Raw genomic sequence first — 20,338 nt, 5'->3', positions numbered from 1 at the left:
TACAACCCGGCGACCTTGGCCATGGCCCCGGTGGCAGCCAGTTCAGGGGCTTCGACCGGCTGGAACAGCGACAACTTCCAGGATATGGGCCAGTGGTTCAGCACGCTGATGGGCGACACCTTCGCCTGACACAGGCATGACCGCCGGAGCCGAACGGCGCGCCACCCTCGACCCGAAAAAAGGGCCCGCCATGGCGGGCCCTTTCTCTGTGGCTTAATTGAGGGTTATTTCATCCCTATCGACAGGAGTCACCATGCCCCAGAAAATCAGAACCGAAGCCGACCGCAAAGCCACCCCTCGCCCCATTCCCGTGGCGGGCCAGACCACAACCACCGGCAAGGGCCAGAAACGCAGCCTCGAGCGTGGCACCGCCACCCGCAGCAAGAAGAACCCCGGCAAGCGCGCGAAAAAGGGCGGTTGATCTTGTAGGCTGGCGCGTTACACCGACGCGCCACGCTCAGCCCGCCGCCCTCAGCCCTTTGGGGGGCGCCACAGTCCCGGCGCGGCACATGCCCGGCCGGTCTCCGCCGGTAGCCTCAAGATCACCGTGCCAGCGCCAGTTCCACCCGAAAACAAGCAATTTCGGCCCTTTCCCAGCGCCGAGCGGCTTTCATGAGCTATCATTAGAGTAGCATCATCGATCACACCGGTGGCAACAATTTTCCTCGCGCGGTCAACACCACAGTCTTGAGCGCCAGAAAAGTCACCACAGCGGACGCCATACCCACGGCGCTCATCGCCACCGCCACGGGCCAGCCGCCATGGCCCACTGCTTCCACTGCAGCGCCCGACAGGGCCGCGAGCGGAAATGAAAACGACCAGAAACCGACGTTGAACGGCACCGCCGCCCAATAGCGCCAGCGTGTCAGCACCGCCAGCACCGGGCCGCTGGCCACGCCCAGCATCACCATCAGCACGTCGGCCGGCAGGCTTGGCCAAAGGGTCACCGTCGCCAGTGCGCCCACCGCTGCCGGTGACATCTCGATGCCCAATGTAGGCCGCAACGCGGGTGGCAGGGGGCCGGCAAACAGGCGGTTGAGAATGCGCATTTCCAGCAACGCCCACGCGCCCAGCCCCATGCCGACCAGCAAGGTGGCCCAGCCGTGCCAACCCAGCGCATCCAGCGCCATGGCGCCGACAAAGCCGCCCGGCACCGTGGGCAGGTACAGCGCCGGCGTCACCAGTTCAGGCGGGGTCTGCCCGGTGGACAAGGCCGCCACCACATGCCAGGCCATCGTTCCCTGGAACGCCAAGGCCAGCATCGCCACCGGGAACGCCACCCCCGTCAGTTCCGGATGACGCGGCACTAGCAGCGCCACCGCCATCAGGGTGCTGACCGGCAGCAACGCCAGGAGCGCACCCTGCACCGGGTGGCTCCACTCCTGGCGAACCACAGCGGGGAAGCGCAGCGCCTTGACGCCCCACAGCACGAGCAACACCACCAGCAACACGACGCCCACGATCAGCAGCACGGCAGAAACATCTGCAGCTCCTCCCACATCCAGGTGACCTAGCCGCTGCCAGGCGCCCGACAGACCCAGAATCCCCAGCACCATGCCGAATAGGCCGGGATGCAGGCGTGCCAGCCAAGGTCGCGAGATTGCAGTCGGTGCGACGGGTGGATGACGGGCGTCCGGTCTGTTCATGGTGGTTGGGTGGCGTCGAGCGAAGGCGACCCGCGCGCGGGCCTGGAGCGCACCAGTGTAGTGCGCGAGCGCCTTGGTGGTGAATCGTAAGAACCCCTGCCTGTCCGCCTGGCGCGACAGGCTGCGGCTTCAGCGCCGCAACCGCAACGGATCGCGGTCCGTGCCGTCACCGATCAGCGCGCCCATCTTGAAGATGCCGCTCACGCGTAGCACCGGCACGCCGTCGGCGGTGACCAGGCCCTGCGCGAACAGCATGTTGCGCGTGGTGCGCAGCACGTCCCCTTCGCCCTGCACCCAGGCGCCCAGCGGGCTGGCGCCCAGGTAATCCACCTGCAGGCTGATGGTGGGCAGAAAACGCCGCTCGCCGCTGCCCTGGTACATCGACGCGCACGGCAGCAGCATGTCGGCAAAGCTGGCCATCATGCCGCCGTGGCAGATGTTCAGCGGGTTGGTGTGCCGGTGTTCCACGCGAAAGCCCAACTGCAGGCGTTCGCCGGTCCAGCGCGCATACAACGGGCCGGTATGGGCCATGAAGGGTCCGCCCACAGTGACCGCGCGAAAACCTTCGGGTATGTCCAGCGCGGTGCCTGCCACCGGTTGTTCAGATGGATAGTCGGTCACGCAAACCACCAAGGAGTCAAAGAGGCAGCATCCTACCGCTTGCCCTGGCACAAACCGGTCGGATGTGCGACAGCGCATGGTCACGACGCACGGGTTGCGCCAGAATGGACACGAACGCGCTCAACTTCAGGGAACCGTCATGGAATTCAAGGACTACTACAAGATTCTCGGAGTGGAAAAGACCGCCACCGCCGACGAAATCAAGAAGGCCTTTCGCAAGCTGGCCCGCAAGTACCACCCGGACGTGAGCAAGGAGCCCGACGCACAAGCCCGGATGGCCGAGCTCAATGAAGCACAGGCTGTGCTGTCCGACCCCGAGAAGCGGATTGCCTACGACGCGCTGGGCAACCAGCCCCCCGGCCAGCGTGACTTCCGCCCGCCACCCAACTGGGACGCAGGCTTCGAGTTCTCAGACGGTGCAGGCAGTGGTGGGCCTGGCGAGGACTACAGCGACTTCTTTGAGCAGCTCTTTGGCCGCGCCCGTCACGCCGGCGCCGGTGCAGGCGGCGGCAGAAGCCACCGCCGCGAGCCGCAACCCGAGCGTGGCACCGACCACCACGCCAAGATCGAACTGGACCTGCTCGACGCGTATCTGGGCGCCGAGCGCAACATCAGCCTGCGCGGCGCCCGGCTCGACGATAGCGGCCATGTGGTGGCCGAAGACCGAACGCTCAGCGTCAAGATCCCCAAGGGCGTGATCGAAGGCCAGCAGATCCGCCTGGGCGGCCAGGGGGGCCCCGGCCACGCGGGCGGTCCGGCGGGCGACCTGTACCTCGAAGTGTCTTTCAAGCCCGACGCCCGCTACCGGGTTCAGGGCCGCGACGTCACGGCCAGCCTGCCGCTGGCACCCTGGGAAGCGGCGCTGGGCGCGCAGATCGAGGTGCCCACGCCCACCAGCCGGGTGCAGGTCACCGTGCCCGCCGGCTGGAAAAAAGGCCGCAAGCTGCGCCTGAAGGGTCACGGCATCCCCGGCCGCGGCGCCACCGATCCGGCTGGCGACATGTACCTCGAACTCGAACTCGCGCTGCCGCCGGCTGACACGCCCAAAGCCCGTGAACTGTATGAAACCATGGCGCGCGAACTGCCCTTTGACCCGCGCGCCGGACTGTGAGGCCGGACCATGAACACCACCACTGCCATCACCGTGAACCAGGCACTCGCCGGTGACCTGCTCGAAGAAGTTGCCCTGAGTCTGGAGGAACTGGCGCGTGCCTGCCGCGTGCCGCCCGATTGGGTCATCGAGCGCGTCGAGTCCGGCTTTCTGGACGCCTCCACCGCGCCGCCGGGACAGTGGCGCTTTGCCAGCGCCAGCCTGGTGCGCGCGCGCCGCCTGTGCAACCTTGAAACCACGTTCGAGGCCGGCCCCGAAATCGCCGCGCTGGCGGCCGACCTGATCGAGGAAGTGGTGCGCCTGCGCCAACGCCTGAGGGCGGCGGGACTGGATGCCTGATACCTTTGCGCCAGACAGGGCCGGTCAACCCCCTGGAGAAGCCGCGCAACCCGCCGGCTTGGGCGCTGCGGACGCCGCTGCCCGTCTGACCCGCGACGGCCCCAACCTGCTGCCCGGCAGCGCCCCGCGCACGCTGTGGGACATGGTGCGCGGCGTGTTCACCGAGCCCATGTTCCTGATGCTGCTGGTGGCCGGCGGCATCTACCTGCTGCTGGGCGACCGCGCCGAAGCCGCGCTGCTGCTGGCCTTTGTGTTCGTGGTGATCGGCATCACGCTGGCGCAGGAGCGCAAGACGCAGCGCGCGCTGGAATCCCTGCGCGACCTCTCCGCGCCGCGCGCACTGGTGATTCGCGATGGCGCGGAGCAGCGCATCGCCGGTCGCGACGTGGTGCGCGGCGACCTGCTGGTGCTGCACGAAGGCGACCGGGTCGCCGCCGATGCCCTGCTCGTGCAAGGCCAGCTGACCGTGGACGAATCGCTGCTGACCGGCGAAGCCGTGCCCGTGGATAAGCTGCCAGCGCCCGAACCCGATCAGCCCGTGCCGCCTGCGACCTCTGGCCCTCTCACGGTGGCCTCGCCGCCCGACGCCACCGCCGCAGGCGCCCCGGCCACGCCCGGCGGCGACGGCACACCCCATCTGTTTGCCAGCACCGTGGTCACCAAGGGTGTGGGGCTGGCGCGGGTCAGCGCCACCGGCACCGCCACGGCCGTGGGCCGTATCGGCCAGGCGCTGGCCGCCACTACGGAACCCTCCTCGGGCCTGCAGCAGGCGTCACGCCGCCTGATCGTGCAGCTCACCGTGGCCGGGTTGTTGCTGGCCACCGCGCAGATCCTGCTCGGCTGGCTGTGGGACGGCCATTCCCTGCTGGCCAGCGTGCTGTCGGGCATTGCGCTGGCCATGGCCATCCTGCCCGAGGAAATTCCGGTGATCCTCACCGTGTTCCTGGCGCTGGGCGCCTGGCGCATCTCGCAGAACAAGGTGCTGACGCGGCGCATGTCGGCGGTCGAGGCGCTGGGCGCCATCACCGTGCTGGCCACCGACAAGACCGGCACGCTGACGCAGAACGTCATGCGTGTGGCCGAGCTAAGGGCTGGCGGTGCCAGCTTCAGCCCGGAAGGCGCGACCGGCCTGCCCGAGCCCTTCCACGCCCTGACCGAATTCGCCCTGCTGGCCACGCCCGCCGACCCGTTCGATCCGATGGAGAAAGCCATCCAGCAGTTCGGCCGTCACTGGCTGGAAGGCACCGAACATGTCCACGCCGACTGGACCCCCGCGACGGCCTACGCCCTCTCGCCGGACATCCTGGCCATGACGCTGGTGTTTGCCCGCGAGGGGCCGAACGAGCACCTGCTGGCCACCAAGGGCGCGCCCGAAGCCGTGATGGACCTGTGCCACCTGGCGCAGCCCGAACGCGACGCCATCGCCGCCGAGGTGCTGGCGATGGCCGAACGCGGCCTGCGTGTGCTTGGCGTCGCGCGGGGGACGTGGCAGGGCCCCGTGGACGCAAACGCAGGCGCAGCCGTCACGACGGGTTCGTCCGCGAACTGGCCCGCCAGCCAGCACGACTTCAGCTTCAGCTTCCTGGGCCTGGTCGCCTTCATGGACCCGCCGCGCTCCGACGTGCCCGCCGCGCTGGCCGAATGCCGCGCCGCCGGCGTGCGCGTGATCATGATGACCGGCGACCACCCGGCCACGGCCAGCGCGATCGCCCGCCAGGTCGGCCTGAGCGATCGGCCCGCCGTGCTGACCGGCCCCGAGATCGCTGCGCTGGGCGACGACGCCCTGCGCACCCGCTTGCGCCAGGTGGACCTGTGCGCGCGCCTGCAGCCCGAGCAGAAGCTGCGCCTGGTCCAACTGCTGCAGCAGGACGGCGAAGTCGTCGCCATGACCGGCGACGGCGTCAACGATGCGCCCGCGCTGAAGGCCGCGGACGTCGGCGTGGCCATGGGCCAGCGCGGCACCGACGTCGCACGCGAGGCTGCGGCGCTGGTTCTGCTGGACGACAGCTTCGCCAGCATCGTCGCCGCCATCCGCCAGGGCCGGCGCATCTACGACAACATCTCCCACGCCACGCGCTTCGTGTTCGCGGTGCACATGCCTGTGATCCTGCTGACGCTGGTCCCCGCGCTGCTGCACTGGCCGGCGCTGCTGCTGCCGGTGCACATCGTGCTGCTGGAACTGCTCATCGACCCGGCCTGCTCGATCGTCTTCGAGGCCGAGCGCGAGGCGGCCGACCTCATGACGCGGTCGCCGCGTGCGCGCGATGCCTCACCATTCGCGCTGGCCAACCTGGGGATCGGCCTGGTCCAGGGCATCGGGCTGGCGGCCATCCTGCTCCTGGGCTACGCTGTGCTGACCGGCCTCATGGGCGCGCCGCAAACCTGGGGCCTGGACTTCGGCCAAGGTCTGGGCCTGGGCGAGGACAGCGCGCGCGCCGTGGTGTTCATGGCGCTGGTATGCGGCGTCTTCCTGCTGGTGCTGGCCAACCGCAGCCCGCGCCGCGCCCAGGCGGGCGAACCCCGGCAGACCAACCCCTGGCTGCTTCGCATGGCCGCGGCCGTGCTGCTGCTGCTGGTCGCGGTCAACCTGGTGCCCTGGCTGCGCAATGTCATGCACTTTGCGCAGCCCGACAGCACCGGGTTTGCTGCAGCCTTCGCAATGATTGTGGGGGTTGGCGCCTGGCTGGGGCTGACCCGTCGGGGCGCGATCTGGAAGAAACAGCGCCTCAAGTCGCCGGCGACCTGACGCCTGCGGGTGAAAAAGCGCATTTTCAACGGTTTTTCGACCTGAATGGGCCAAAACCCATCGTCAAATGGTCATATCCTGCTATATTTTCAGGATCGATCTTGATCCGCCGCGGAGCAAACCATCCGCCTTCAGAGCACCCGCTTGAGCATGGCGATGACCTGCTCGAAGCGCACACCGTACGGAGGGTAGAACAGCGAGCCCACACCCAGGCGCGACTGGACCAATACGCCCTTTTCATGGGTCAGGCGCAGGAAGCCGATATGGCCGTGGTAGGCGCCCCAGCCGCTGTCGCCCACGCCGCCAAAGGGCAGGTTCTCGTGGGCGATATGCATCAGGGTGTCATTCACCGAGACGCCCCCGCTCACGGTGTTGTTCAGCACCTTGTCGCGCGCCGAGTTGCTGGTACCGAACCAGTACAAGGCCAGTGGCCGTGGCCGGGCGTTGATGATGCCGATGGCCTCATCCAGCGTGCCGTAGGACAGCACCGGCAGGATCGGACCGAAGATTTCCTCTTCCATCACCCGCATGCCGCTCGCCGTGTCGAACACCAGCACCGGGGCCATCTGGCGGCTGGCGCTGTTGGCTGGCGACGCCGCTGCGCCCTGGGGATCGATGACCTTCAGCGTCGCGCCCTTGGCCTGCGCATCGGCCAGCATGGCCTGCATGCGCTCGAAGTAACGATCATTCAACAGGCTGGTGTAGTCGGGATTGCCTTCAATGCGGGGGAACAGGCGCTTGACCGCAGCGGCAAAAGCCTTTTCAAACTTCGCCTCCTGTCCACGTGGCAGCAGCACATAGTCGGGCGCAATACAAGTCTGGCCGGCATTGAGCAGCTTGCCATGGGCGATCTTGATCGCGGCATCGTTCAGGTCGCAGGTCTTGTCGATGATGCAGGGCGACTTTCCGCCCAGCTCCAGCGTCATCGGTGTGAGGTTCGCCGCCGCCTCGGCGGCGACCTTGCGGCCGATCGCGGTGGATCCGGTGAAAAACAGATGGTCAAACGGCAGGGTGGCAAACCGCGCGGCCAGCGCGGCATCGCCCTGGATGACGCTGAACTCCTCTTCGTCGAACGCGTCATGCACCAGATCCGCCATCAGTTCGCTGGTCAACGGCGTCAGCTCACTGGGTTTGAGCATCACGCGGTTGCCCGCGGCCAGCGCCGTGGCGGCAGGGGCAAAGGCGAGCTGAACCGGGTAATTCCAGGGGGAGATGACCCCCACGACCCCCAGCGGCTGGCGCTGGATGTAGGCGGTGGCGGGTTTGAGATAAACCGGCGTGGCCACCTTGATCGGCTTCATCCAGCGCGGCAGGTGCGTGTTCAGGTGGCTGATCAGGCTGCGCAGCATGAATAGGTCGGCCACTTCGGTGACATTGCGCGAGCGCACGCCAAAATCGGCCTCCACCGCGGCGCAAAGCGCCTTGGTGTTGCCATCGATCAGTCGGCGCAGTCGGCGCAGCCGGTCACGGCGCAAGGCCAGCGGCACCTCCATCTGGGCACGGCTGGCCTGGTACTGGGCGTCAAAAAGGGCATGCATGGGCAGGGTCTCGTGGGTCATGCCAACGATGATAGGACCCCCACCCTGCCCCGTTTAGAGCGGAACCTCCAGCGCGGCGATCGTCGCTGGAGGCCGGCCCGGCTCAGGTCGTCGATGTGCCGCCGAAGCGGAACACGCCGGGTTCGCGCACCGTGTCCACATCCACCGTGATCACTGCCTTGGGCAGGAAGCGCCCTTCGAGCAGCAGCTTGGACAGCGGGTTCTCGATGCGCTGCTGGATCGCGCGCTTCAGGGGCCGTGCGCCGAACACCGGGTCGAAACCCACCTTGGCCAGTTCGGCGGTGGCGGCCTCGGACACCTGCAGCGTGAGCTCCATCTTTTCCAGGCGGGCTTCCAGTACCTTGAGCTGGATGCGCGCGATGGACTCGATGTTCTTCGCGTCCAGCGGGTGGAACACCACGGTCTCGTCAATGCGGTTCAGGAACTCGGGGCGGAAGTAGTTCTTCAGCTCGTCCGTCACCGCATCCTTGATGTCCTCGTAGGGCTGGCCCACCATCTGCTGGATGACCGGCGAACCGATGTTGCTGGTCATGACGATCACGGTGTTCTTGAAGTCCACGGTGCGGCCCTGGCCGTCAGTCAGGCGGCCATCGTCGAGCACCTGCAAGAGCACGTTGAACACATCGGGGTGCGCTTTCTCCACCTCGTCGAGCAGCAACACGGCGTAGGGCTTGCGGCGCACGGCTTCGGTCAGGTAGCCGCCTTCCTCATAGCCCACGTAGCCCGGGGGCGCGCCGATCAGGCGGGCCACGGAATGCTTTTCCATGAACTCGCTCATGTCGATGCGCACCAGGTGCTCTTCGCTGTCGAACAGGAAGCCCGCCAGCGCCTTGCACAGCTCGGTCTTGCCGACACCGGTCGGGCCCAGGAACAGGAAGGAGCCGGTGGGCCGGTTGGGGTCGGACAGGCCCGAGCGTGAACGGCGAATGGCATTGGCGACGGCCGAGATGGCCTCGTCCTGCCCCACCACGCGCTCGTGCAGCTTGCCTTCCATCTGCAGCAGCTTGTCCTTCTCGCCTTGCATCATCTTGGCAACGGGAATGCCGGTGGCGCGAGACACCACCTCGGCAATCTCCTCGGCCCCGACCTGCGTGCGCAACAGACGCGGCGCAGAGCTGGCGCTGCGGCCGGCTTCGGCGGCCTGGGCTTCTTTCAGGCGCTTTTCCAGCGCGGGCAGTTGCCCATACTGCAGCTCGGCCACCTTGTTGAAGTCACCCTTGCGGGTCAGCTCATCGATCTGGAACTTGAGCTTGTCGATCTCCTCGCGCACCTGGGCGCTGCCCTGCGCGGTGGCTTTCTCCGACTTCCAGATCTCGTCGAGGTCGGCGATCTCCTTCTGCAGCGTGCCGATTTCCTCGTTGATCAACTCGAAGCGCTTCTGCGAGGCCTCGTCCTTTTCCTTCTTGACCGCCTCGCGCTCGATCTGCAGCTGGATCAACCGGCGATCGAGCTTGTCCATCACCTCGGGCTTGGAGTCCAGCTCAATCTTGATCTTGGACGCCGCCTCGTCGATCAGGTCGATCGCCTTGTCGGGCAGGAAGCGGTCGGTGATGTAGCGGTTGGACAGCTCGGCCGCGGCCACGATAGCCGGGTCGGTGATGTCCACGCCGTGGTGCACCTCGTAGCGCTCCTTCAGCCCGCGCAGGATGGCAATCGTCGCCTCCACCGTCGGCTCGCCGACCAGGATCTTCTGGAAGCGGCGTTCCAGTGCGGCGTCTTTTTCGATGTACTTGCGGTATTCGTCCAGCGTGGTGGCGCCCACGCAATGCAGTTCGCCGCGCGCCAGCGCGGGCTTGAGCATGTTGCCCGCGTCCATGGCGCCCTCGGCCTTGCCAGCGCCCACCATGGTGTGCAGTTCGTCAATGAAGACGATGGTCTGGCCTTCGTCCTTGGCGAGTTCCTTGAGCACGTTCTTCAGGCGCTCCTCGAACTCGCCGCGGAACTTGGCACCGGCCAGCAGCGCCGCCATGTCCAGGCTCAGCACGCGCTTGCCCTTGAGCGAATCGGGCACTTCGCCGGCCACGATGCGCTGCGCCAGGCCTTCGACGATGGCGGTCTTGCCCACGCCGGGCTCGCCGATCAGCACCGGGTTGTTCTTGGTGCGGCGCTGCAGCACCTGGATGGCGCGGCGGATCTCGTCGTCGCGGCCGATCACCGGGTCCAGCTTGCCCATGCGGGCGCGCTCGGTCAGGTCGATGGTGTACTTGGTGAGGGCCTCGCGCTGGCCCTCGGCGTCGGCGCTGTTGACGCCCTGCCCGCCCCGCACCGCCTCGATGGCGGCTTCCAGGCTCTTGCGGGTCAGGCCATTGGCACGGGCCAGGTTGCCGATCTCGGCCTTGCTGTCGGCCAGCGCGAGCAGGTACAACTCGCCCGCGATGAACTGGTCGCCGCGCTTGATCGATTCCTTCTCGGTGGCCTGCAACAGCTTGGCCAGTTCCGGGCCAACTTGGACCTGCTCCTGGCCTTGGACCTCGGGCAGGCGCTTGATGGCCGCCTCGCCGGCGGCCAGCAGGCCGGGCACATTGACGCCGGCGCGCTGCAGCAGCGCTTTCGGGCCGTCCTCCTGTTTCAGCATGGCCACCAGCAAGTGGGCGGGTTCAATGTAGGCGTTGTCCGCGCCCAAGGCCAATGATTGCGCGTCGGCCAGCGCTTCCTGGAACTTGGTGGTGAGTTTGTCGTGTCGCATGAAAATCCTCCGGTTGCAGGCCATCTGCGGTCTGCGAAGGGGTTTTCAAGGTCTGGCGTGCCGTGCGCACTGACTAGAATCAGGCGCATGAAACTCGATCAGCTTTCAGCGCGCTACCACCCCGATGAAGACCGGATTCTGGTGCGGATGAACACGTCAACCGACGACGAACTGCGGGTATGGCTGACACGGCGCCTCTGCCTGAAGCTATGGCCCAGCCTGAATGCCGTGGTCACTGATCGGGTTGCCTTGGCGGAGGGCGCGCGCGACCCGTCCCGCGCCGCTGCCGCGCTGTCGGACGGACATACGCGACAAATGCTGGCGGACTTCCAGCGCCAGGAATCCCTGCAGAATGCGGATTTCAAGACCCCTTTTCGCAGCCAGCCGAAGCAATTGCCCCTGGGCGCGGACCCCTTGCTCGTCACCGAAGTCGGCCTGCGGAACCTGAGCGATGGCCGCCTCGAGTTGGACTTTCGGGAAAAGCGCCCCGGGACGCCCAAACCGCGCAGCTTCAAGGTCGGCCTGGAAAGCAACAACCTGAACGGCTTCCTTCACCTGATCGACAAGGCCCTCGAATCATCGGGCTGGCTGGGTGAAGGCGCCACGGATTCACGCCCTGCGACGGCCCCGTCGGCCGGCGACAAACCGAAATACCTGAACTGACGGTGACCGGGCGACCGGGAAACGCCCTGCGCTCAGGAATTGGTTGCCTGAATGCCCCACTTTGCGAGAGCAGCGTCATCACTCACGCGTGCATCGACCCAGCGCGCCCCTTCGGGCGTCTGTTCCTTTTTCCAGAAGGGTGCCTGGGTCTTGAGGTAATCCATCAGGAACTCGCAGGCCTGGAAGCTTTCGCCCCGGTGTGCCGACGAGACGGCCACCAGCACAATCTGGTCGAGCGGATGCAGCAGGCCTACCCGATGGATCACGCGGGCGCCAAGAATGTCGAATCGCCGGTGGGCCGCGTCGATCATGGCCTCGATCGACTTCTCGGTCATGCCGGGATAGTGCTCGAGCTCCATCGTGCTGACCGACTGCCCGTCGTTACGGTCGCGCACAGTACCCACGAAGCTGCATACGGCGCCGACGCGCCCGTCGCCCTGGCGCAGGGCGGCGACTTCGGCGGCCAGGTCGAAATCCTCGGTCTGGATGCTGACACGGGCAGTCATGGTCGGCGTCCCTGCCTCAGCCACCGGTCACCGGTGGAAAAAAACCAACCTCGGCGCCCTCCACGAGGAGCGCAGATTCATCCGCCATGACCTGGTTCAGCGCCAGCCGCACCGCTCGACCACGGGCCAGGCTGTCTGCGTAGGCGCCGCCACGGTCGATGAGTTCGTCGCGCAGGCCCGCCAGTGTCACGGCGCCGGTTTCGACGGTTTCGCCCGTCCGGTCCAGTGTTTCGCGGATGGAGGCGAAATAGCGGATGGAAACTCTCACGCCAGCAACTCCGAAAAGGGAATGAAGGAAACCATGTCACCATGGGCAATGGTCGTCCCCGTCGGGTTGTCCACCACGCCGTCGCCCCAGACCACAGAGGTGAGAACGCCGGAACTCTGGTTGGTGAACAGATCCAGTCCGCCTGCCGCATTGCGCCGCACGCGCAGGAATTCGCGGCGTTTGTCGGCCTTTCGCAGCGAGAAATGGGCCGGAAGCACGATGGTCTTCAAAGCAATCTCGCGCGCGCCCTGCAAGCGCAGCAAAAACGGCCGCACCAGCAAAAGGAAGGTGATGTAGCTGGACACCGGGTTGCCCGGCAGACCGATGAAATGACAGGCCCGGCCGGCATCCGTCCCCGCGCCCGCGTCGCGCCGCACCGTCCCATGGGCAAAGGGCTTGCCCGGCTTCATGGCGATCTGCCACAGGTCCAGCGCCCCAAGCTGCTCGACGGCGGGCTTGATATGGTCCTCTTCGCCCACCGAGACACCGCCGCTGGTCAGGATGAGGTCGTGGTGGTCGGCCGCCGATTTCAGCGCGGCCACCGTCGCCTCGCGCCGGTCAGGCACGATGCCCAGGTCACTGACCTCGCAGCCCAGCCGGTGCAACAGCGCGCGCAGGAAGAAGCGGTTGGAGTTGTAGATGGCGCCGGCCGGCATGGCCTTCGGCTCGACGTCGCCGGGCATCACGAGCTCATCGCCCGTTGAAAACAGCGCCACGCGCGGGCGCGCCACCACGTCCAGCCGGGCGCAACCGATGCTTGCCGCCAGTCCCAGGCTGGCGGGCGACAGGCGCTCGCCTCCGGGTAGCACGACGGTGCCCCGCGTCACGTCTTCGCCGGCACGGCGAATCCACTGGCCAACCCCAGGGACGCCATGAAAGCGCACCGCATGGAAATCGCCCCCGACGGCCTCTGTCTCCTCCTGCATGACCACGGTGTCAGCCCCCGCAGGAATCTGTGCCCCGGTGAAGATGCGCGCCGCCGTGCCCGGCTCCAACGCGTGAGGGGCTGCGCCCGCGGGCACGCGCTGCGTCACCCGCAGGACGGCGCCGACATGGCTGACGTCGGACGCCTTCAGTGCGTAGCCGTCCATCGAGGCGTTGTCCTGCGGCGGAACCTGCAATGCCGCGACCAGATCCGCCGCCAGCACCCGGCCGTCCGCCTCGAAGGTGGAGACCGATTCGATCCGGCGCAACGGCTCCACCTGCGCCAGCAGGCGGTCCAGTGCATCATCCAGCGACATCAAGGGCGCGCGCGCCGCCGCAGAGAGGGGTGGCTTCATCCGTATAACTCGACGTTGTAGTCAAACCGGGCTTGATTGTCGACCAGCCAGCCCGCGATGGCATCGGGTTGGTTCAAATCCAGCACCGGCAGCCCGGTCGGTACGGGCAGCAACGTCGGCGAATCGGTCGCCACGGACACGACGAAGTCGTCTTCAGGATAGCGCGCCGGCTGCCCGGAGGCAGCGCGCCAGACTTCGATCTTCAGCAGGTCGCTGTCCTTGAATCCTTCGACCAGCACCCAGTCCACGCCGTCGTACAGCTCCGCAATCAGCTGATGGACGCTCAGCGACGCCTCGCGTTCAAACTCCCGCATCAGGGCCAGCCTCCGGCCCGATGCAACGACCACCTCGAAGGCGCCGGCCTCGCGGTGCCGGAAGGTGTCCTTCCCCGCGGTGTCGATGTCGAAGCTGTGGTGCGCATGCTTGACCACCGAAACCCGCAGGCCACGCAGGCGCAACGCGGGGATGAGCTGTTCCACCAGCGTGGTTTTGCCTGAACCGGAAAAGCCTGCGAAGCCAACCACCTTCATGTGGGCACCTTCTCAGGAATATCAAATCGATAGCTACTCATGACCGAAGCACGCTGGGTAAAGCATATTTCAGGCACATTTCTCGACGATGAAACGCTTCACCGCCTGCACCTGCGCCGGCATCACGGTCACACGCCGTGGGAGCGACTCGATGCCCTCGAACTTCGCGGGCCGGTCCGGCTCGCAACCCAAGGCTTCGACAATGGTGGCGGCGAACTTGATCGGCAGCGCCGTCTCCAGCACGATCATCGGCAATCCGGGCACGAGGTGCTCCCGGGCCACCTTCACGCCGTCGGCGGTGTGGGTGTCGATCATCAGCGCAAAGCGCTTCCAGGTGTCGCGGATCGTGGCCAGGCGATCGGCATGCAGGCTTTTGCCGCTGACGAAGCCGTAGCGCGCCGCAGCGTCGCGGTAGGCCGGCTCGGCGCTCAGATCGAAGCGCCCATCGCGGGACAACGCATCACCGAACAAGGCCTTGACCCGCGCGCCGTCGCGCCCCAGCAGGTCGAACACGAAGCGCTCGAAATTGCTGGCCTTGGAGATGTCCATCGACGGGCTGGAGGTCTCGTGGGTGTCGGCGCTGCCGCGCACGCGGTATACGCCGGTGCGGAAGAACTCGTCCAGCACGTCGTTTTCGTTGGTGGCCACCACCAGGCGCTCGATCGGCAGGCCCATCTGCCGCGCCACATGACCGGCGCAGACGTTGCCGAAGTTGCCCGACGGCACCGTGAAGCAGACCTTCTGGGCGTTGTCGCGTGTGGCCTGAAAGTAGCCGGCAAAGTAATAGACCACCTGCGCCAGCAGGCGCGCCCAGTTGATCGAATTGACCGTGCCGATCTTGTAGCGGCGCTTGAAGTCGAGGTCGTTGGACACGGCCTTGACCAGGTCCTGGCAGTCGTCGAACACGCCGTCGATGGCGATGTTGTGGATGTTGTCGTCCAGCAGGCTGAACATCTGCGCCTGCTGGAACGGGCTCATGCGCCCGTTGGGGCTGGTCATGAAGACACGCACGCCCTTCTTGCCGCGCATCGCGTACTCGGCCGCACTGCCGGTGTCTCCGCTGGTGGCACCCAGAATGTTGAGCTGCTCGCCGCGCCGGCCCAGTTCGTACTCGAACAGGTTGCCGAGCAACTGCATCGCCATGTCCTTGAAGGCCAGTGTGGGGCCGTTGGACAGGGCTTCCAGGTAGAAGTGGTCTTCCAGCTCCTTCAGGGGCACGATCTCGCGCGTGCCGAAGGCGGCCTCGGTGTAGGTCTTCTCGCAGATAACGCGCAGGTCGTCAGCGGGGATGTCGTCGATGTAGAGCGACAGCACCTCGAAAGCCAGCGCCGCGTACCCGCGCGTGTCGTGGATCTCGCGCCAGCGCTGCAGCGTGGCCGCATCGACCTGCGGATAGGCCTCCGGCAGGTACAGGCCGCCGTCAGGCGCCAGGCCTTCGAGCAGGATTTCACAGAAATGCTTGCGGCCGGGATCGCCGCGGGTGGACAGGTACAGCATCAGTTCAGCTCTTCCTTGCGGATGCGGACGATCGGTGTCAGCACAGTGGGCAAGGCCTGCAGTTCGGCCAGAACCGCGTCCATGGTGCCTTCGCGCGTGTCGTGCGTCAGGATGATCAGGTCGGTCGAGGTGGCGCCCTCGCCGCCGACTTCATCCGCCTCGCGCTGCAGCAGCGCGTCAATGCTGATGCCGGCATTCGCTACGATGCCGGTCACCTTGGCCAGCACGCCGGCCTCGTCGGCCACGCGCAGGCGCAGGTAATAGCTAGTCACGACCTCGCTCATGGGCAGCACGGGCAGGTCCGTCATGGCCTGGTCCAGCGTGTGGGGCTGGAAGGCCAGGTGGGGCACGCGGTTCAGCGGATCGACCGTGTGTAGGCGCGTGATGTCCACCAGGTCGGCGATCACCGCGCTGGCGGTGGGTTCGCTGCCCGCACCCTTGCCGTAGTACAGCGTGGTGCCCACGGCATCGCCCTGCACCACCACCGCGTTCATCGCCCCTTCGACGTTGGCGATCAGGCGTTTGGACGGCACCAGGCTGGGATGCACGCGCAACTCGACACCGCTCGGGGTGCGCTTGGTGATGCCCAGCAGCTTGATGCGGTAGCCCAGCTGTTCGGCGTACCGGATGTCGGTGGCACTGAGTTTGGTAATGCCTTCGACATAGGCCTTGTCAAACTGCACGGGGATGCCAAACGCGATGGCCGACATGATCGTGGCTTTATGGGCGGCGTCCACGCCTTCGATGTCAAACGTGGGGTCGGCCTCGGCATAGCCCAGGCGCTGGGCTTCCTTGAGCACCACGTCAAAGTCCAGCCCCTTGTCGCGCATCTCGGACAGGATGAAGTTGGTGGTGCCGTTGATGATGCCCGCGATCCACTGGATGCTGTTGGCCGTCAGGCCCTCGCGCAGCGCCTTGATGATCGGGATGCCGCCGGCGACCGCCGCCTCGAAGGCCACCATCACGCCCTTGGCGGAAGCGGCCGCAAAAATCTCGGTGCCATGCACCGCCAGCAGAGCTTTGTTGGCGGTGACCACATGCTTGCCCGCCGCGATGGCCTCCAGCACCAGCGCCTTGGCGATGCCGTAGCCGCCGATGAGCTCGATCACGATGTCGATTTCGGGATTGGCAATGACCGCCCGTGCGTCGTTCACCACGGTGACGTCCGGGCCGACGATGGACCTCGCCCGCGCCACATCCAGATCGGCCACCATGGTGATCTCGATGCCGCGGCCGGCGCGGCGCTGGATCTCCTGCTGGTTGCGTTTGAGCACGTTGAACGTGCCGCTGCCCACGGTGCCTATGCCCAGCAGGCCTACTTGGATCGGTTTCATGGCAATTAATTGATTAAAACAAGGAAATTCCAGCGCCAATCCGTCATTTAGCGCTATCGAAAATGAAGCAACTCAGGTTCCGTGACGTTTGCGGTACAGCGCCAAGAATCTCGCCACGCGGCCAATCGCCTCGCGCAGGTCGTCTTCGTGCGGCAGGAACACGATGCGGAAATGATCCGGCGCCGGCCAGTTGAAACCCGTGCCCTGCACCAGCATCACACGGGTTTCCTGCAGCAGCTCGAGGAAGAACTGCTGATCGTCCTCGATCGGATACATCTTCGGATCCAGGCGCGGGAACATGTACAGCGCCGCCGTCGGCTTGACACACGTCACGCCGGGGATGGCCGTGATGAGTTCGTAGGCCAGATCGCGCTGGCGGCGCAGGCGCCCGCCTTCGCAGATCAGGTCGTTGATGCTCTGGTAGCCGCCCAACGCCGTCTGAATGGCGTATTGCCCCGGCACGTTCGAACACAGGCGCATGTTCGACAGCATGTTCAGGCCTTCGATGTAGTCTTTGGCCGGCTTCTTGTCGCCGGAGACCACCATCCAGCCGGCGCGATAGCCGCAGGAGCGGTAGCTTTTGGACAGAGAATTGAACGTGAGCGTCAGCACGTCGTCACTCAGGCTGCCGATGGCGGTGTGTTTCGCGTCGTCATACAAGACCTTGTCGTACACCTCGTCGGCAAAGATCACCAGGCCGTTTTCGCGGGCGATGGCCACGATGGCCTTCAGCAGTTCGTCCGAGTACAGCGCGCCGGTCGGGTTGTTCGGGTTGATGACCACGATGCCCTTGGTGCGGGGCGTGATCTTCGCCCGGATATCGTCCAGATCGGGCATCCAGCCGTTGTCCTCGTCGCAGCGGTAATGCACCGGGGTGCCGCCCGACAGGCTGGCCGCCGCGGTCCACAAGGGGTAGTCCGGCGAGGGCAGGAGCAGTTCGTCGCCGTTGTCCAGCAAGGCGTTGGTGGCCATGACGATCAGCTCGCTGGCCCCATTGCCCAGGTAGATGTCGTCCAGCGTCACGCCCTTGATGCCCTGCTGCTGGGTGTAATGCATCACCGCCTTGCGCGCCGCGAAAATGCCCTTGCTGTCGGAATAGCCGGCCGAGTTCGGCAGGTTGCGAATCATGTCCTGCTGGATTTCCTCGGGGCTATCGAAGCCGAACACGGCCAGATTGCCGATGTTGAGCTTGATGATCTTGTGGCCCTCTTCCTCCATCTGACGTGCGGCGTCCATGATCGGGCCGCGGATGTCGTAGCAGACGTTGGAAAGCTTGGCTGATTTGAGAACGGTTTTCAATGTCCCTCCGGGAACGGCTATTCAGAGGCGAAACCTATAATTTGACCACAGTTCTGCACGGCCATAGTGCGGTGCAACAACAGGTGAAGCCATGAAGATCCAGCCCGACACATTCGACGGTCAAGTTATCAACGCCTATGGGCCTGGCTGGGTGGCCATCAATGGCGAGCGGGTGGCCCACAGCGTGGTGATCGGTGCCCGCGGCCAGCGCATGGAGTGGCACTGCGCCGATTTTTCCGAGCTTTCGGACAACCACTTCACCCGGCTGGCGGAACTGGACCCTGAACTCGTCATCTTCGGCAGCGGCGTACGGCTGCGCTTTCCACGGCCGGAATGGCTGCTGGACCTCATGGCACGCCGAATCGGCGTGGAAACCATGGACACCGCAGCGGCCTGCCGCACCTACAACATCCTGGCGGGCGAAGGACGCAACGTGATTGTGGCCCTGCTTCTGGAGCAGGGCCTCTAAAGGGTCGCGTTTCAGGGTAAAATTGAGGGTTGCCGGGCCATCGGCGCAGTATCTGGCACAGACCACGAATTTCCCCGGCCCATCCCAACGACCTCATCCTGTCACACGAGATTGAAGCTATATGGCGATCGTTGTCAACAAACCCATTCCAGAATTCGAAGCCAACGCCACCAGCGGCGTCAAGGTTTCCAACACGTCGCATCTCGGCCATACAGTGGTGATGTTTTTCTATCCCAAGGACAACACGCCGGGCTGCACGACAGAGGCCATGCAGTTTCGCGACAAATACAAGGATTTCGTGAAAGCGGGCGCCACGGTCTTTGGCGTCTCGCGCGACAACATGAAGTCGCACGATGAATTCAAGGCCAAGCTGGAATTGCCTTTCGAACTCATTGCCGACACCGAAGAGAAGATGTGCCACATGTTCGGCGTGGTCAAGAACAAGATCATGTACGGCAAGAAGGTCAAGGGCATCGAGCGCAGCACCTTCCTGATCGGCGCGGATGGATCGCTCAAGGAAGAATGGCGCGGACTCAAGGTTCCCGGCCACGTCGAAGAGGTCCTCAAGGCCGTCAAGGCCCTGAAAAAGGCCGGCTGATCGGCGTACATCCGGTGGACCGAACCGTCCACCTTGGTCATGCATAATGACCGCATGCCGTTGAACACCGCATTCCTGCCTGCTGCAAAAGCCGCCTCGGTCCCCAGGCGGCTTTTTCTTTGGATCGTCCCACGGGCGGATGACACCGACGCGCCTCTGCCTCCCACTTGCTCCGGAATCTGAACACCCATGCCATTGCCCCCTCCTCCAGCAAAACGCGCTGCTCTGCTTGCTTCCGCGACATTTGACGCCTCTGCCCAACCACCCGGCCATCGCGCGCCACGCAGGTCCACCTCCGCGACGGGCGCTGAGACAAGCTCCGACGCGACTGCACACACCAAGGACACCGAACTCCGCGCCACCGATGCCACAAGCAGAGCAATGGAAGGGAAAAGCCCAGCTGCTGCCGAGAACCTGCCGGCATCGCGGCGACGCACGACCAGCAGCCGCGAGGGCGAAGGTGGCGCCATCCCGAAAGCCGCGCCCGAGGCGCGCAAGCCGCGAGCCAAAGGCCCTGCCAAGCTGTTCGTGATCGACACCAATGTGTTGATGCACGACCCGATGTGCCTGTTCCGCTTCGAGGAGCACGACATCTTCCTGCCCATGATCGTGCTGGAAGAACTCGACGGCCACAAGAAAGGCATGACCGAGGTGGCGCGCAATGCCCGCCAGGCCAGCCGGACCCTGGATGCGCTGGCCGGTGCCGTCGGTGCCGACATCGCCGCCGGCCTGCAGCTCGACACCACCGGCCACCGCGAGGCGGGCGGCAAGCTGTTCTTCCAGACCCAGCCCCTGAACTACACGCTCCCCTCCAGCCTGCCCCAGGGCAAGGCTGACAACCAGATCCTGGGCGTGGTGGAGGCGCTACGGCAACAGCAGTCCCCGCGCGAGGTTGTGCTGGTGTCCAAAGACATCAACATGCGCGTCAAGGCGCGCGCACTGGGCCTGGCGGCCGAGGACTACCAGAATGACAAGACGCTGGAAGACGGCGACATGCTGTATGCCGGTTCGCTGGCGCTGCCCCCGGATTTCTGGAGCAAGCACGGCAAGACGATCGAGAGCTGGCAACAGGGCGCTCACACCTTCTACCGCGTGTCCGGCCCGATCGTTCCCAGCCTGCTGATCAACCAGTTTGTCTATTTCGAGGCACCCGGAGAACCCAGTCTGTATGCCCGTGTCACCGAGA

19 protein-coding genes are annotated in these 20,338 nt (G+C 65.6%); 8 read left to right on the top strand and 11 right to left on the bottom strand.

The genetic code is table 11. The features are described from left to right. The first annotated feature begins 253 nt into the window (after positions 1-253). A complete protein-coding gene (locus tag ACMUOY_RS16615) occupies positions 254-421 on the top strand; it encodes a hypothetical protein (RefSeq protein WP_413893852.1) in 168 nt (55 codons plus the stop codon). A 220-nt stretch (positions 422-641) separates the two neighbouring features. Here ACMUOY_RS16615 and ACMUOY_RS16610 read toward each other — a convergent pair whose 3' ends face one another. Both ACMUOY_RS16610 and ACMUOY_RS16605 read right to left on the bottom strand, forming a co-directional pair. Continuing rightward, complete coding sequence (locus tag ACMUOY_RS16610; RefSeq protein ID WP_413893851.1) at positions 642-1,646, bottom strand: hypothetical protein; 1,005 nt, start codon at positions 1,644-1,646, stop codon at positions 642-644. Positions 1,647-1,775: 129 nt separating this feature from the next. Beyond that, the gene (locus ACMUOY_RS16605) at positions 1,776-2,267 is read right to left on the bottom strand and encodes a PaaI family thioesterase (protein ID WP_413893850.1); all 492 of its coding nucleotides are present in this window, start codon (positions 2,265-2,267) and stop codon (positions 1,776-1,778) included. Positions 2,268-2,406: 139 nt separating this feature from the next. Between ACMUOY_RS16605 and ACMUOY_RS16600 the strand changes: the two genes are divergently transcribed. From ACMUOY_RS16600 to ACMUOY_RS16590, 3 genes are read left to right on the top strand one after another with little or no spacing between them, the layout of a single operon-like run. Then, a complete protein-coding gene (locus ACMUOY_RS16600) occupies positions 2,407-3,378 on the top strand; it encodes a DnaJ C-terminal domain-containing protein (protein ID WP_413893849.1) in 972 nt (323 codons plus the stop codon). A 9-nt stretch (positions 3,379-3,387) separates the two neighbouring features. Beyond that, positions 3,388-3,717 (top strand): MerR family transcriptional regulator, encoded by a 330-nt coding sequence (locus tag ACMUOY_RS16595; RefSeq protein ID WP_413893848.1) that lies wholly within the window; start codon positions 3,388-3,390, stop codon positions 3,715-3,717. Then, positions 3,710-6,463, top strand: coding sequence for a cation-translocating P-type ATPase (locus ACMUOY_RS16590; RefSeq protein WP_413893847.1), 2,754 nt, complete (start codon positions 3,710-3,712; stop codon positions 6,461-6,463). Before ACMUOY_RS16595 ends, ACMUOY_RS16590 begins: the two co-directional genes overlap by 8 nt. Before the next feature lie 131 nt (positions 6,464-6,594). Here the strand turns inward: ACMUOY_RS16590 and ACMUOY_RS16585 are convergent, their stop codons facing one another. After that, positions 6,595-8,022 carry an aldehyde dehydrogenase family protein gene (locus ACMUOY_RS16585; RefSeq protein WP_413893846.1) on the bottom strand — a complete coding sequence of 476 codons (1,428 nt, stop codon included), beginning with the start codon at positions 8,020-8,022 and terminating at the stop codon, positions 6,595-6,597. Between the two features lie 82 nt (positions 8,023-8,104). Beyond that, entirely contained in the window at positions 8,105-10,708 is a 2,604-nt protein-coding gene (gene clpB / locus ACMUOY_RS16580; protein ID WP_413893845.1) for an ATP-dependent chaperone ClpB, read from the bottom strand. Here clpB and ACMUOY_RS16575 point away from each other — a divergent pair. After that, a complete protein-coding gene (locus ACMUOY_RS16575; protein ID WP_413893844.1) occupies positions 10,655-11,371 on the top strand; it encodes a hypothetical protein in 717 nt (238 codons plus the stop codon). The genes clpB and ACMUOY_RS16575 overlap by 54 nt on opposite strands. Before the next feature lie 32 nt (positions 11,372-11,403). Here the strand turns inward: ACMUOY_RS16575 and ACMUOY_RS16570 are convergent, their stop codons facing one another. The 7 genes from ACMUOY_RS16570 to ACMUOY_RS16540 form a co-directional block, all read right to left on the bottom strand. Then, entirely contained in the window at positions 11,404-11,877 is a 474-nt protein-coding gene (locus tag ACMUOY_RS16570; RefSeq protein WP_413893843.1) for a molybdenum cofactor biosynthesis protein MoaE, read from the bottom strand. A gap of 16 nt (positions 11,878-11,893) precedes the next feature. Beyond that, complete coding sequence (locus ACMUOY_RS16565; protein ID WP_413893842.1) at positions 11,894-12,145, bottom strand: MoaD/ThiS family protein; 252 nt, start codon at positions 12,143-12,145, stop codon at positions 11,894-11,896. Beyond that, entirely contained in the window at positions 12,142-13,425 is a 1,284-nt protein-coding gene (gene glp, locus ACMUOY_RS16560; protein ID WP_413893841.1) for a molybdopterin molybdotransferase MoeA, read from the bottom strand. The genes ACMUOY_RS16565 and glp overlap by 4 nt, the downstream gene beginning before the upstream one ends. Continuing rightward, entirely contained in the window at positions 13,422-13,955 is a 534-nt protein-coding gene (mobB, locus tag ACMUOY_RS16555) for a molybdopterin-guanine dinucleotide biosynthesis protein B (protein WP_413893840.1), read from the bottom strand. Before mobB ends, glp begins: the two co-directional genes overlap by 4 nt. Before the next feature lie 69 nt (positions 13,956-14,024). After that, the gene (gene thrC / locus ACMUOY_RS16550; RefSeq protein ID WP_413893839.1) at positions 14,025-15,452 is read right to left on the bottom strand and encodes a threonine synthase; all 1,428 of its coding nucleotides are present in this window, start codon (positions 15,450-15,452) and stop codon (positions 14,025-14,027) included. Beyond that, a complete protein-coding gene (locus ACMUOY_RS16545) occupies positions 15,452-16,786 on the bottom strand; it encodes a homoserine dehydrogenase (protein WP_413893838.1) in 1,335 nt (444 codons plus the stop codon). The genes thrC and ACMUOY_RS16545 overlap by 1 nt, the downstream gene beginning before the upstream one ends. Before the next feature lie 72 nt (positions 16,787-16,858). Then, positions 16,859-18,085, bottom strand: a complete 1,227-nt coding sequence (locus ACMUOY_RS16540) for a pyridoxal phosphate-dependent aminotransferase (protein WP_413893837.1) — start codon at positions 18,083-18,085, stop codon at positions 16,859-16,861. A 91-nt stretch (positions 18,086-18,176) separates the two neighbouring features. On the opposite strand from ACMUOY_RS16540, the gene ACMUOY_RS16535 reads away from it, so the two are divergent. From ACMUOY_RS16535 to ACMUOY_RS16525, 3 genes are all read left to right on the top strand, one after another. Further along, complete coding sequence (locus tag ACMUOY_RS16535) at positions 18,177-18,554, top strand: Mth938-like domain-containing protein (RefSeq protein ID WP_413893836.1); 378 nt, start codon at positions 18,177-18,179, stop codon at positions 18,552-18,554. Positions 18,555-18,675: 121 nt separating this feature from the next. Further along, a complete protein-coding gene (locus tag ACMUOY_RS16530) occupies positions 18,676-19,152 on the top strand; it encodes a peroxiredoxin (RefSeq protein WP_413893835.1) in 477 nt (158 codons plus the stop codon). A gap of 189 nt (positions 19,153-19,341) precedes the next feature. Next, on the top strand, positions 19,342-20,338 hold a 997-nt coding region (locus ACMUOY_RS16525; RefSeq protein WP_413893834.1), incomplete at its 3' end, for a PIN domain-containing protein.

This window comes from Candidatus Skiveiella danica (genome assembly GCF_022705245.1).
GTDB lineage: Bacteria > Pseudomonadota > Gammaproteobacteria > Burkholderiales > Burkholderiaceae_C > Skiveiella > Skiveiella danica.
This window is presented reverse-complemented; position numbering and strand designations above follow the sequence as displayed.

Bases quoted from the DNA above. Each gene is read 5' to 3' on its own strand.
- mobB (WP_413893840.1), bottom strand. From the start codon at position 13,955: ATGAAGGTGGTTGGCTTCGCAGGCTTTTCCGGTTCAGGCAAAACCACG.
- ACMUOY_RS16545 (WP_413893838.1), bottom strand. From the start codon at position 16,786: ATGAAACCGATCCAAGTAGGCCTGCTGGGCATAGGCACCGTGGGCAGC.
- ACMUOY_RS16570 (WP_413893843.1), bottom strand. From the start codon at position 11,877: ATGACTGCCCGTGTCAGCATCCAGACCGAGGATTTCGACCTGGCCGCC.
- thrC (WP_413893839.1), bottom strand. From the start codon at position 15,452: ATGCTGTACCTGTCCACCCGCGGCGATCCCGGCCGCAAGCATTTCTGT.
- ACMUOY_RS16610 (WP_413893851.1), bottom strand. From the start codon at position 1,646: ATGAACAGACCGGACGCCCGTCATCCACCCGTCGCACCGACTGCAATC.
- glp (WP_413893841.1), bottom strand. From the start codon at position 13,425: ATGAAGCCACCCCTCTCTGCGGCGGCGCGCGCGCCCTTGATGTCGCTG.
- ACMUOY_RS16600 (WP_413893849.1), top strand. From the start codon at position 2,407: ATGGAATTCAAGGACTACTACAAGATTCTCGGAGTGGAAAAGACCGCC.
- ACMUOY_RS16535 (WP_413893836.1), top strand. From the start codon at position 18,177: ATGAAGATCCAGCCCGACACATTCGACGGTCAAGTTATCAACGCCTAT.
- ACMUOY_RS16595 (WP_413893848.1), top strand. From the start codon at position 3,388: ATGAACACCACCACTGCCATCACCGTGAACCAGGCACTCGCCGGTGAC.
- clpB (WP_413893845.1), bottom strand. From the start codon at position 10,708: ATGCGACACGACAAACTCACCACCAAGTTCCAGGAAGCGCTGGCCGAC.
- ACMUOY_RS16615 (WP_413893852.1), top strand. From the start codon at position 254: ATGCCCCAGAAAATCAGAACCGAAGCCGACCGCAAAGCCACCCCTCGC.
- ACMUOY_RS16590 (WP_413893847.1), top strand. From the start codon at position 3,710: ATGCCTGATACCTTTGCGCCAGACAGGGCCGGTCAACCCCCTGGAGAA.
- ACMUOY_RS16530 (WP_413893835.1), top strand. From the start codon at position 18,676: ATGGCGATCGTTGTCAACAAACCCATTCCAGAATTCGAAGCCAACGCC.
- ACMUOY_RS16585 (WP_413893846.1), bottom strand. From the start codon at position 8,022: ATGACCCACGAGACCCTGCCCATGCATGCCCTTTTTGACGCCCAGTAC.